The 12024-nt window shown below is 75.1% G+C and carries 10 protein-coding genes; 3 read left to right on the top strand and 7 right to left on the bottom strand.

The window, feature by feature from the left end:
- Positions 1–1218 (top strand): LuxR C-terminal-related transcriptional regulator (locus VGI02_RS21620; protein WP_331630726.1); only part of this gene is annotated, 1218 nt, incomplete at its 5' end.
- 32 nt (positions 1219–1250) lie between these two features.
- On the opposite strand, the gene VGI02_RS21615 is transcribed toward VGI02_RS21620, so the two are convergent.
- The 5 genes from VGI02_RS21615 to VGI02_RS21595 form a co-directional block, all read right to left on the bottom strand.
- Positions 1251–2780: a BamB-related PQQ repeat family beta-propellar protein gene (locus VGI02_RS21615; RefSeq protein WP_331630724.1), complete on the bottom strand. Its 1530-nt coding sequence runs from the start codon at positions 2778–2780 to the stop codon at positions 1251–1253.
- A 121-nt stretch (positions 2781–2901) separates the two neighbouring features.
- A complete protein-coding gene (locus VGI02_RS21610) occupies positions 2902–5283 on the bottom strand; it encodes a xanthine dehydrogenase family protein molybdopterin-binding subunit (RefSeq protein WP_331630722.1) in 2382 nt (793 codons plus the stop codon).
- 55 nt (positions 5284–5338) lie between these two features.
- On the bottom strand, positions 5339–6106 hold the full coding sequence (locus VGI02_RS21605; RefSeq protein WP_331630720.1) for an SIR2 family NAD-dependent protein deacylase: 768 nt from the start codon (positions 6104–6106) through the stop codon (positions 5339–5341).
- Between the two features lie 20 nt (positions 6107–6126).
- A complete protein-coding gene (locus tag VGI02_RS21600; protein ID WP_331630718.1) occupies positions 6127–6834 on the bottom strand; it encodes an alpha/beta fold hydrolase in 708 nt (235 codons plus the stop codon).
- Between the two features lie 62 nt (positions 6835–6896).
- On the bottom strand, positions 6897–7772 hold the full coding sequence (locus VGI02_RS21595; RefSeq protein WP_331630730.1) for an aldo/keto reductase: 876 nt from the start codon (positions 7770–7772) through the stop codon (positions 6897–6899).
- A gap of 127 nt (positions 7773–7899) precedes the next feature.
- Here VGI02_RS21595 and VGI02_RS21590 point away from each other — a divergent pair, with 127 nt between their 5' ends.
- Positions 7900–8475, top strand: coding sequence for a TetR/AcrR family transcriptional regulator (locus VGI02_RS21590; protein ID WP_331630716.1), 576 nt, complete (start codon positions 7900–7902; stop codon positions 8473–8475).
- A gap of 32 nt (positions 8476–8507) precedes the next feature.
- On the opposite strand, the gene VGI02_RS21585 is transcribed toward VGI02_RS21590, so the two are convergent.
- On the bottom strand, positions 8508–9962 hold the full coding sequence (locus VGI02_RS21585) for a dihydroorotase (RefSeq protein ID WP_331630714.1): 1455 nt from the start codon (positions 9960–9962) through the stop codon (positions 8508–8510).
- A complete protein-coding gene (locus VGI02_RS21580) occupies positions 9959–11347 on the bottom strand; it encodes an FAD-dependent oxidoreductase (protein WP_331630712.1) in 1389 nt (462 codons plus the stop codon). The genes VGI02_RS21585 and VGI02_RS21580 overlap by 4 nt, the downstream gene beginning before the upstream one ends.
- A gap of 177 nt (positions 11348–11524) precedes the next feature.
- Here VGI02_RS21580 and VGI02_RS21575 point away from each other — a divergent pair.
- A partial coding sequence (locus VGI02_RS21575) for an IclR family transcriptional regulator (RefSeq protein ID WP_331630728.1) occupies positions 11525–12024 on the top strand: 500 nt, incomplete at its 3' end.

Below are 12024 nucleotides of genomic sequence, written 5' to 3'. Positions count from 1 at the left end.
CTGCCCGGCCTGCGCGACACCGCGGACGCGCTCACCGCGCAGGGGCTCCTCGCGTCGGTCGACGGCTCCGCGGGTACGGCGCTCTCGCTGCTCGTCCGCGCGACGACCGCGCTCGCCTCGGCGGTGGAGCGCTCCCCGATGGGCGACTCCCCCGCCGCGCTGGGCGCCCTGCTCGCGCTGCACCGCGGGGAGCCGGAGCTCGCCGACCCGCTGCTCGACCTCGCCGTCGACGCCGACCTCGGCGGACCGGCCCTGCGTCGCCGCCACCTCCTGCTGCGCGGGTGGGCCGCCCTGATGCGTGACGACGAGGAGGCCGCGCGGACGGCGCTGGCCGCCACCTCCGACCTCGCGCGCGCCGCCGAGCCCCGCGACGAGCTGACGGCCGTCGCGCTCGAGGTCGCCCTCGCCCGCCGCGCCGGGGACACCCGCGGCCTGCTCGAGCTGTGGTCCCGTGCCCGCCAGGCCCTGCTGCGCCATCCCGTGGATCTGTACTGCCTGCTGCCGGTCGGCGAGCTGGCGATCGCCGCGGCCCGGCTCGGCGAGACCCGCTGGGTGGAGCCGCACCTCGCCGAGGCCACGACGCTGCTCGACGCCCTCGGGGGTCCCGCGTCGTGGGGCACCTCGTGGCACTGGGCCGGCCTGCACGCGGCGATCACGTCGGGCGAGGGCACCGCCGCCGAGGCCCACGCCGCGGCGCTCGAGGCCGCCGCCACGACCAACGACCGCGCTACCGCGCCCGCCCGCGCCGCCCGCGTCTGGCTCGCGGTGCTCGACGGCGACGTCGATGCCGAGGAGGTCGCGCAGGCCGCGGCCGGGCTGCGCGCGGTCGGTCTCGGGTGGGACGGCACCCGCATGGCAGGCGAGGCCGCGATCCGCACCACCGACCGCGCCGACTCGGCCGCCCTCCTCTCCTGCGCGCGGACGCTGCAGGCGGGCCGGGCCCCCATCGCGGCGGCGTCCGCACCGGCGCCCGACGTCGAGGCCTCCCGCGCCACCGCGAGCGTCCACGCCCGCCGCGCGGGGGCCGCTGCGCTGACCGAGCGGGAGCACGACATCGCGGCGCTGGTCCTCGAGGGGCTGACCTACCGCGAGATCGCGACCCGGCTCTTCCTCTCGGCCAAGACGGTGGAGCACCACGTGTCCCGGATCCGTCGCCGGCTCGGGTCGGAGAGCCGGGCGGAACTGTTCAGCGAGCTGCGCGAGGTGCTCCGCACGTGAGCACTTTCCGGTGCTATAGCACCAGAAAGTGCTCACGTGCCGGAGGCACCTATGCGCACCGCCGACACCCCGCGGCTGGTGGGCAGGAACAGCGCGTTCCCGCTCAGCGCCGGGGTGGCGAAGCGGGTCGCGTCCCCGACCGACACCCTCGCCCGCTCCACCCCGGTCGCCGCGTCGAGCCCGATGAGGGCACCGTCCTGCTGCAGCGACCACACCGTCGTCCCGACGATCAGCGGCGACCCCTGGACCTGTGACGGCGCCTGCCACCCCTTGCTCAGCGCGCCGTTCGTGCCCACCCGGACCTGCAGCAGGCCGGACGAACAGGGCAGGTAGGCCACGGTGCCGCCACCCTGCACCGGGGCGGCCGCACCGCCGCCGTACGCCTCGCAGCCGGTGAGCTCGCCCTTCTGCCCGCCGACCCCGCCCATCGCCGCGAGGTCGACGAGGAACACCCCGCCGCCCTTCCCCGCCGCGAGCACGGTGTGGGTGCCGGGCAGCAGCACCGGGCCCATGGAGCCGAGGTCGGCGTCGACGGAGTTCTCCTCCGCCCACCCGACCGGGGCGAAGCCGTCGACGAGGGCCAGCCCGGACGTCAGGCGCAGGACCGAGTCGCTGTGGTCCCAGTCGCCGGAGGTCGCCTCGCCGTTGCCGGTGGTGACGACGAGGTCGCCGTTGGGCAGGGCGGCGGGCCCGGACGCGGCCCACATGCCCGCCTCGCGCGAGGTCGGGACGATGAACGTCCGGGCGGCACCGGTGCCCGTCGTCGGGAGCCCGACGATGCTGCCGCGGTACTGCCCGCAGTCGCCGTAGTTGCCGCCGTAGGGGACGTAGACCGTCCCGCCGGAGACGAGCAGGGCGCCGCGCTGCAGGTGGGTGGCGGGGTCCACGCCGGGCACGTCGGCGTCGCGCTTGCTGCGGACCCCTCCGGTCGCCGGGTCGAGGCCGTAGAGCTGGTGGTGCACGCCGGCCTCGGTGGTCGCGACGAACACCTGGCCGGTACCGGGGTCGACCGCGGGCGAGCCCGTGATGCCGATCGGGTCGATGTTGCCGCAGGGCAGCGCGGAGCCCGGCAGCGAATCGGCGAGGTGGCTGCGCCAGCGGATGGCACCGGTCACCGCGTCGAGGCCGTAGACCGACCCGCCCTCCGTCGCGGCCACCACCTCGCCCGCGACCACCACCGGGCTGCCGTACACCGCGCCGTCGAGCGGGGTCTGCCAAGCCAGCGCCGGGTTGGCGGGGTCGGGACCGGCGGCGACGTAGCCGGTCCGGGTGGCGTCACCGTGGTAGGTCGTCCAGTCGGCGCCGGGCCGCACCCCGCCGCTCGGCGCGGGCGGTGGAGCCGGTGCCCCGGCCACCGGCGGCAGGACGAGCCCCGCACCCGAGGCGGGCACCGACGGGGCCGGGTACGGCGCGACCGTGGCCGGTGCCGGCGCGGGCGGAGCGGCCGGACCTTCCGAGGACCCCGCCGCGGTCCCTCCCGACGACCCCGACGAGCACCCCGCCAGGATCACGGCCCCGACGAGCACCGGCGCGAGCCGTCCCCACCACCCGTGGCTGATCACGACGGGCATGGTGCTCCCCGGGAGCCGCGTCCGCACCCTCCATCTACACCAAGGTGCCTCCGGCTCGTGAGCACTGAACGGGGCTATCGCGACATTGAGTGCTCACCAGGCCGAAGGCCACCTACACGTCGACCGAGGCCGCCTCCGGATCCGCGGACGCCCCGCGCACCGGGAGGTCCGCGAAGAACGACGGGGGCTCGGTCCACGGGTCGGCGACGGTGCCTGCCTCGGCGTCGCGCACCGCGCGCCACACCCGGTCCGGGGTCAGCGGCATGTCGAGGTGGCGGATGCCGAGCGGGGCGAGCGCGTCGACGACGGCGTTCTGCACCGCGGGGGTGGACCCGACCGTCGCGGCCTCCCCGATGCCCTTCGCGCCGAGCGGGTTGTACGGCGTCGGGGTCTCGGTGCTCGCGGCCTCGAAGGTCGGCAGCTCGACGGCGGTGGGCAGCAGGTAGGCCGCGAACGAGCCGGTCGTCGGGTTGCCGTCCTCGTCGTAGGAGAAGCCCTCCCACAGCGCCTGCGAGATGCCCTGCGCGAGCCCGCCGTGCTGCTGGCCCGCGACGAGCGTCGGGTTGAGCACCCGGCCGCAGTCGTCGACCGCGACGTGGCGCAGCGGGACGACCCGCCCGGTGTCCAGGTCGACCTCGACGACGGAGACGTGCGCGCCGAACGGGTAGGTGGCGCCGGGCTGGGACTCGTCGCGGGCCTCGGCGAGCGAGACCCCCTGCTCGTGCGCGGCGGCCGCGACCTCGCGCCAGGTCAGCGACCGGTCCGGCACGCCCGCGATCCCGAGCGCGCCGTCGTCGGTGACCACGACGTCCTCCGGCGAGGCTTCCAGCGCCGAGGCCACCACCTCGCGGGCCCGCTCCAGCACGGTGTCCGCGGCGACCAGGACGCTGGAACCGGCGAGCTGCAGCGACCGCGAGCCGCCGGTCCCGCCGCCGTGCGGCACGGCCGCGGTGTCCGACTGGACGAAGCGCACCTGCTCCATCGGGATGCCGAGCCGGTCGGCGACGATCATCGCGAACGACGTCGCGTGCCCCTGCCCGTGAGCGGAGGTCCCGACGGCGACCGTGGCCCCGCCGTCGTCGTCGACGGTCACCTTCCCGTACTCCTGGGCGGCGCCGCCTGCGGTGACCTCGACGTAGACCGCGAGGCCGATGCCGAGGACCACGCGGTCGCCGCGCTCGCGGCGGGCGGCCTGCTCACGGCGCAGGTCGGCGTAACCGGCGAGCTCCAACGCCTTGTCGAGCGACTTCGCGTACTCGCCGGAGTCGTAGAGCGAGCCGGTGACCGTGGTCAGCGGGAACTCCTCGGGCGCGAGGAAGTTCCGCCGGCGCAGCTCCGCCGGGTCGAGGTCGAGCTCGACCGCGGCCATGTCCATGAGCCGCTCCAGCATCGCGGCGGCCTCGGGCCGGCCCGCGCCGCGGAAGGCGCCCATCGGCGTCGTCGTGGTGAGCGCGGCCGCGGCGTCGTAGGCGATCGTCGGGATGCGGTAGACGCCCTGGGCCATGTTGCGGGTCGGGCCGAGGGCGAGCGCGCCGCCGAAGCCGGCGTACGCCCCGGCGTCGCCGACCACCCGGGCCCGGAGCCCGACGATCGTCCCGTCGCGCCGCAGCCCGAGTTCGCCGTACTGCACCTGCCCGCGCCCGTGCGGCATCGCGGTGAGGTTCTCCGAGCGGGTCTCGGTCCAGGTCACGGGACGTCCGAGCCGCCGCGCGGTCTCGATGACGACGGCGTGCTCGGGCGCCATCCCGGCCTTGCCGCCGAACCCGCCGCCGACGTGCGGGGCCACGACGCGCACCCGCTCGGGGTCCCAGCCCCACTGGGCCGCGACCTGGCCGCGCAGGCCGTGCGGCATCTGCGTGGAGACGTGGACGGTCATGTCGTAGGGCTCCCCGGGCCCGCCCGGCGTCGCGGTGACCGCGTTCCCCTCCATCGGCGCGACGGCGAGGCGCTGGTTCACGATCCGGGCGCGGACGACGACGTCGGCGCCGTCGAGCGGGCGGACGTCGTCGGGGTCGCGAACGCCGGCGGCCAGGTTGGAGCCGAGCTCCTCGAACTGCAGCGGGGCGCCGCCGGACAGGGCGGCCTCGGGATCGACGACGGCGCCGAGCGGGTCGTAGTCGACCTCGACGAGCTCCGCGGCGTCCACGGCGTCGGCGCGGGTGGTGGCGACGACGGCCGCGACCATGTCGCCGACGAAGCGCACCTTCCCGCGTGCGAGCAGCGGCCGCGCGCAGGCGTCGTTGAGCACCATGAAGGGGCGGTGGTCAGGGACGTCGGCGAGGTCCTCGGCGGTCAGGACGGCGACGACGCCGGGTGCTTCGCGGGCCTTGGCGACGTCAACGCCCTCGAGGCGCGCGTGCGCGAGCGGGGAGCGGACGAAGACCACGTGCAGGGCTCCGACCGGGACGATGTTGTCGACGTAGGTTCCCTGACCACGGATGAGCTCCGGGTCCTCGACGCGGCGGACGGCCGTTCCCAAGATCGATCCAGGCACGGCGAGAACGCTACGACTTCGAGTGCACTCCAGCGCAAGTCGGCGCCCTCACGGCTCACCCCACGATCGCGGGGAGGACCTCGGAGATCCCGCCGCGGAGCACGACGCTCGCGACGCGGTCGTACGGCGTCGGCTCCGCGTTGACGATGATCACCTCGGCGTCGGCCATCCGCGCGACGTCGACCAGCCCGGCCGCGGGGTGCACGCCCAGCGAGGTCCCGACGGCGAGGAAGACGTCGCACCCGAGCGCCGCCTCCCGCGCCCGCGTGATCACGTCCATGTCGAGGTTCTCGCCGAACATGATCGTCGTCGCCTTGAGCACGCCGCCGCAGCGGGCGCACGGCGGGTCGTCCTCGCCCCCGCGCACCCGGTCGAGCGCCTCGGCCATCGGCGCGACGGCACCGCAGCCCAGGCACACCGTGTGGTGGTTGGTGCCGTGCAGTTCGAGCACGCGGTCGGGCGAGGACCCCGCCGCCTGGTGCAGCTCGTCGATGTTCTGGGTCAGCAGCGCCCGCAGCTTCCCGGAGCGCTCCAGGGTGACGAGCGCGTCGTGGGCCCGGCCCGGCGTCGCCGACCACATCGGGTGCTCGAGCCGCTCCTGCCACGCGGTGCGCCGCACCTCGGGGTCGTCGCGGTAGTGCTCGAAGGTCCAGATCCGCTCGGCCGCGGGGTTCAGCGTCCACACGCCCTGGGGCCCGCGGAAGTCCGGGATGCCGGAGTCGGTGGAGACGCCGGCCCCGGTGAGCGCCACGACCGACCGCGCTCCCGCGATCAGCTCCCGCGCCCGCGCGACCTCGTTCTGATCGGTGTCCGGAGCAGCCACGCCCCCCACCGTCGCACGCCTCAGCCGGAACCGATCTCCCCGGCCAGGCGCAGCAGCGTCGTCGCCACCTCCTGGGGGTGGCCGAGCGCCACGAGATGCCCGCCCGGGACGACCTCGGTCTGCACCCGGAGCCGCTCGGAGGCGAGCCGACGCACGAACGGCAGCGGGAACAGCCGGTCGTCGCGCGCCGCGACCACGCGGGTCGGGACGTCCGGCCAGCGCTCCAGCGGGTACGGCAGCCCGAACACCGCCCCCGACTGGACCGGCGCACCCGCGGACTCCAGCTCGGCGACGAGGTCCGGGGACAGGTCGTGGAAGAACGTCGTCCACGGATCGCCGACCGGGTCGAGCCGCGCCGGATCCAGCCCCAGCTCGGCGGCGTGCGCCTCGACGGCCGCCCGGTGCCCGGTCGTGGTCCACCAGGCCCCGGCCGTCTCGCCCGGCATCGGGACCATCGGCGCGAGCAGGATCAGCAGCTTCGTCGGGATCCGGCGGGCCGCCAGCGGCACCGTGAACGCGCCCATCGACTGGCCGACGAGCACCACCGGTCCCCGCGTTCCCACCGCCTTCACGACGGCGTCGGCGTACTGGGCGAAGCCGGCGGTGTCGTCGGCCAGCGGGAGGTCGGGGGCGACGACGTCGTGCCCGGACGCGACGAGCAGCGGCGCCACCCGGGACCAGTAGCGGTGGTCGGAGGACGCGCCATGGACGAGGACGAAGGTCGTCACGGGGTTCTCCTGGAGGTCGGTGTCACCCGGGTGTCGTCACCGCCCCCCGCGATTCGACAGTCTCACCCTTCCAGGGTGACCAGCGCCTCGTCGTCGAGCACGACGTCGCCCGCGGCGAGGTTCTGCTCCAGGTGCGCGACGCTGCGCGTGCCCGGGATGAGCAGGGCCTGCGGGGACCGCGCGAGCTCCCAGGCGAGCCCGACCTGCGAGGGCGTCACCCCGAGCCGCCCGGCGACGGCGACGACGCCGGGCAGGTCCGTGACCTGGCGCATCCCGGGCCACCCGCCGCCCAGCGGGAAGTACGGCGCCCACGCGATGCCCTGCTCGCGGCACAGCTCGAGCACCGGCTCGCTGCTGCGGTCGACGAGGCTGTAGGCGTTCTGCACGCACACGATCCCGGCGGGCAGGGCGTGGCGCAGCTGCTCGGCCGAGACGTGCGAGAGCCCGATCGCGCCGATCTTGCCCGCGTCGCGCAGCGCGACCATCGTGGCGAGCTGGTCGTCGAGGTCGACGATCTGATCGCCCTCGGCGACCAGCCCCGGCGCGACGTCGGCGCGGCGCAGGTTGACGACGTCGACGCGGTCGGTCCCGAGGGAGCGCAGGTTGTCCTCCACCTGGGCGCGCAGGTCCTCGGGGCGCTGGGCGAGCCGCAGCTCGATCTCGCCGCCCGGGTTCGGCGTGGCGCCGACCTTGCTGACCAGCACGACGTGCTCCGGGTAGGGCGCGAGGGCCTTCCGGATGCGGCCGTTGACCACGCCGTGCCCGTAGAACTCGGCGGTGTCGACGTGGTCGACGCCCAGCTCGACCGCGCGGCGCAGGACGGCGACCGGCTCGTCGTCGTGCTCGGCCCAGCGCAGCTGCATGGCGCCGTAGCCGACCCGGGCCACGGACCGGCCGGCGAGGGTCGCGAGGCCGCCAGGGTGCGGGCGGGTAGCCATGTCGGAGGTGCTGGACGGGCTGGTCATGGTGGTTCCCCTCGCACGGTGGCAGACTGGCCGCGGTAAACGGAGGTCCCTCCGCTCACGGGCCCGACGCTAGCACAGAACCGGAGGTGCCTCCGTTTTCATGGCTGATCCGTCTCCCCCGCTGCGCGCCGACGCCCGCCGCAACCGGGACGCCCTGCTGCACGCCGCCACCGCGGGCTTCGCCGCCGGGGACGACCCGACCCTCGAGAAGATCGCCCGCGACGCCGGGGTGGGCATCGGCACGCTGTACCGGCACTTCCCGACCCGCGAGGCGCTCGTCGAGGCGGTCTACCGCACCGAGCTGACCGCGGTGTGCGCGAGCGTCGACGGCCTGCTCGCCGCGCACGAGCCCGCCGTCGCGCTGCGCGCCTGGATGGACCGCTACGCCGAGTTCGTGACCACCAAGCGCGGCATGGCCGACACGTTCCGGGCGATGGTCGCCGACGGCACGGTGGCCGCCCCCCGTGAGTCGATCGGCGACGCCGTCGGGACGTTCCTCACCGCGGGCGCGACGGACGGATCGTTGCGTGGCGACGTCGAGGCCGACGACGTCGTCACGATGCTGGTTGGCATCTTCGTCGCGACCCAGGGGTCCGACGACCGTGCGCGCGTGGGCCGGCTGCTGGACCTGGTGCTAGGTGGCCTCCGGCCTGGTGAGCACTCAAGGGGGCTATAGCCCCATGTAGTGCTCACGAGCGCGCAGCGCACCTACGAGGGTCGCCTCACGTACCGCCCCGCGGGCCCCCCGACGACGGCCCCGTCGGCGAACACCGTCCGACCGCGCAGGAACGTCCGCGTCACCGTCGAGCCGATCTCCAGCCCGCGGAACGGGCTGTACTCCTGGGTCGACTCGGAGGCGGCCGGGTCGACGGTCCACGAGGTGTCGGGGTCGACGATCGCGATGTCGGCGTCGAAGCCGGGCGCGAGATCGCCCTTGGTACCGAGCCCGAAGCGCCGCGCGGGGTTGGTCGAGACCAGTTCGGCGATCCGCGGCAGCGCGAGGCCCCGCTTGAGCCCCTCCCCCACCAGCCCGGGCAGCAGGTACTCGGTGCCGCCGAACCCGGACTTGGCGGCGAAGACGTCGTCGTGATCGTCCCCGAACTTCGTCGCCTCCTTGCAGCACGCGTGGTCCGAGACCACCCAGGACACGTCGCCGGCGAGCAGGTGGCGCCACAGCGCCTCGACGTCCTCACGCGGGCGCAACGGCGGGTTGACCTTGCCGCCGATGCCGTCAGCGGTGTGCACGTCGGCGAGCAGGTGCCCGACGGTGACCTCCCGGCGGAAGTCGACGTGCGGGAACGTCGCGGCCATCAGCATCGCGGCCTCGAGCGCCTTCGCCGACGACAGGTGCAGCAGATTGATCGTCGGCAGCCCGGTCTCGTGGGCCAGGTAGGACGCGATGGTGACCGCGAGCCCCTCGGAGTGCGGCGGCCGGGAGGCGCTGTAGGCCTCGAGCCCGGACAGCGTCCCCTCCTGCTCGACGATCTTCGTGTACGCGGTCATGATCTCGGCGGTCTCGCAGTGCAGCGACAGCGAGATCGCCTCGGCGATGTCCGGGCGCTGCTCGCGGACCCGCTGGATGCCGCGCATGACGAACTCGAAGTGCGCGATGTCGTAGCGCTCGCCCTCGGGGATCATGAGGAAGTCGTTCTGGGCGTTCGAGCGCCCGTGCAGCCCGTGGCTGCCGTAGAACATGAAGATCTTGAACGACGTCACACCGTGCTCGTCGACGAGCATCGGGATCTCGTCGATGTGGCTCGCCTGCATCGGGGCGAGGTGGAAGGCGTAGTCGACGTGCGAGCGCCCCTCCGACGCGGCGAGCACCTCGGGGAACACGTCGGCGTACGAGCCACCCTTGTTGAGGTAGTACTGCCCGGTGCGCATGTAGGTCAGCGAGGTGGTGACCCCGCCCTGCGCGCAGGCCCGGCTCTCGGTGCCGGTGTCATCGGAGAGCGGGTTGTAGATGCCCCAGTGCTGGTGGGCGTCGACGACTCCGGGGAAGGCGAGCTGCCCGCGCCCGTCGTGCACCTCGGCGGCGTCGGTGCCGAGGTCGGGACCGACCGCGGTGATGCGCCCGCCGTCGACCGCGATGTCGGCGAGCGGGGACTCCTGCGTCCCCGGCCGCACCACGCGGACGTTGCGGACGACGAGGTCGTGGCTCATGCGGGGATCTCCTTCTCCGACAGCACGGACGAGAGGTGCTCGGCGGCCCGGTAGGCCAGGCCGAGCGCGGGCAGCAGGCCGTTGCCCGCCAGGTAGCCGGCGGCGCCGTGGCCGGACATCCCGACCGCCGCGCCGCCCGAGGCGAAGAGGCCACCGAGGGGACGCCCGGCGGGGTTCGCGGCGTCGAGGACCCGGGCGTGCTCGTCGACGGCGAGCCCGCCCTGGGTGTGGAAGAGCGCCGGGACTATCTCGACGGCGGCGAACGGCGGCTCGAGCGCGGCCGCGACCCGGCGCCGCCCGACCCGGTCCACCACCGTCTCCCCGCGCGCGACGGCGGCCGCGTCGGCCAGTTCCGCGCCCAGGACCGCGGGGTCGACCCCGATCCGGGCCGCAAGCTCCTCGAGGGTGTCCGCCCAGCGCAGCGCTCCCGCGGCGACGACGTCGCGGTAGTCGAGGAACCCCTGGGTCGCGGCGTCGATGCGGGCGTCGAGCACGACCCAGCCGCGCGCCCCGGGCCGGGCGGCGAGCATCGCGGCGTACTCGGAGTAGCCGACGGTCTCGTCGCCGAAGCGCCTCCCGTCCGCGTCGACGACGACGGCGCCCGCCATCACCGTCGTCCAGGTCACCAGCGTCCGCGCGGCGGCCGAGAGCCCGGCGTGGCCCTGGTAGGCGTCGAGGGTGCTCGCCGCGCCGCCGAGGGCGCCCGCGAGCCGGAGCGCGTCGCCGGTCGCGTACTCGCTGCCGTGATAGGCGGCGTCGGCGATCTCGGGGAGATGGGTGGCGACGAGGTCGGCCTCGGCGCCGTAGCCGCTGGTCGCGAGCAGGACGCCGCGCGCGGTCAGGTCCTCCTCGTCGCCGTCGGGTCGGCGCAGCCGCGCCCGCCAGCCCCCGTCGGTCGAGCGCTCCAGCCCGACCAGCCGCGCCGGGACGAGCAGGTCGATCCGCGGGTCGGCCTCCGCGGCGTCGGCGAGCCCGCGCAGCAGCGCCGAGCCGTGCCGGCCGGGGACGGTGTGGACGCGGTGCACCGAGTGGCCGGGGTAGTCGACGTCGGCGAGCTCGATCGGCAGCCCGACCCGGTCGGCGAGCCACTCCACGAGCTCGGCGCCGAGGCGGGCGAGGGTGCCGGCGACGGCGGGGTCGGCCTCGCCGTGGGTCTTCGCGGCGACGTCGGCGAGGAAGCGCTCCGGCGAGTCCTCGATGCCCGCGGCGCGCTGCCAGCGGCTGCCGGGCCCCGGGATCATCGCGGTCGACATCGCGGTGTTGTTGCCGCGCCGGTAGTGCGGGTTCGCCTCGGCGACGACGACGTCGCAGCCCGCCTGCGCCGCGCGCAGTGCCCCGGCCAGACCACCGCCTGCGCCCGCGACGAGCAGGTCGACGTCCGCCATTCGCCTCGCCGTTCCGCTGGGAGAAACGCCCGGTCGAGGCGCCTGGTCGACATCTGAGCAGCTCCACGCGTCGAGTGCAACGGTGCAGGGGCGATGCTTGACGCCCGACGGCCCCGCGGGTCACCCTGCGTTTCGGTCAACGGTACGAACGAGCCGAGGAGGTCGACGGTGGCCGAGATGGGTGGCGGCACGGAGGGCACGTCCCGGGTGGCGGACGTGCTGCTGCTCTTCGTGGACGGACCCTCGACGCTCGGGGTCTCCCGGATCGCCCGCGAGCTGGAGCTCTCCAAGGCCGTCGTGCACCGGATCCTGGTGTCGCTGGTGGGGCGCGGGATGGTCGCGCTCGACCCGGTCAGCCGCGAGTACCGGCTCGGGCCTGCCGCGGCCGCGATCGGGGCGCGGGCGCTGCGCGAGTCGGACCTGCGGGTGGCCGCGCTGCCGCTGCTGCGCGAACTGCGCGACGCGACCCACGAGACCGTCACGCTCTCCACCCCGGTGCCGCGCGGCCGGGTCTACCTCGACCAGGTCGTCGGCACCCACGAGATCAAGATGACCGTCGAGCTGGGCCGCCGGTTCCCGCTGCACGCCGGCAGCTCGGGCAAGTGCATGCTCGCGTTCCTCGACGACTCCCAGCGCGAGGAGATCCTCGGCGCCGGGCTCGTCGCCCTCACCTCGGG

Origin of the sequence: Actinomycetospora sp., from assembly GCF_036497245.1 — a bacterium.
In the GTDB taxonomy this organism is placed as follows: domain Bacteria; phylum Actinomycetota; class Actinomycetes; order Mycobacteriales; family Pseudonocardiaceae; genus Actinomycetospora.
Note: the sequence above shows the minus strand (reverse complement) of the source record. Positions and strands in the feature narration are given on the sequence as shown.

What these genes read in the sequence shown, in the direction of transcription:
- VGI02_RS21595 (WP_331630730.1), bottom strand. Translation starts at nt 7,772, where the DNA reads ATGGCTACCCGCCCGCACCCTGGCGGCCTCGCGACCCTCGCCGGCCGG.
- VGI02_RS21590 (WP_331630716.1), top strand. Translation starts at nt 7,900, where the DNA reads ATGGCTGATCCGTCTCCCCCGCTGCGCGCCGACGCCCGCCGCAACCGG.
- VGI02_RS21585 (WP_331630714.1), bottom strand. Translation starts at nt 9,962, where the DNA reads ATGAGCCACGACCTCGTCGTCCGCAACGTCCGCGTGGTGCGGCCGGGG.
- VGI02_RS21580 (WP_331630712.1), bottom strand. Translation starts at nt 11,347, where the DNA reads ATGGCGGACGTCGACCTGCTCGTCGCGGGCGCAGGCGGTGGTCTGGCC.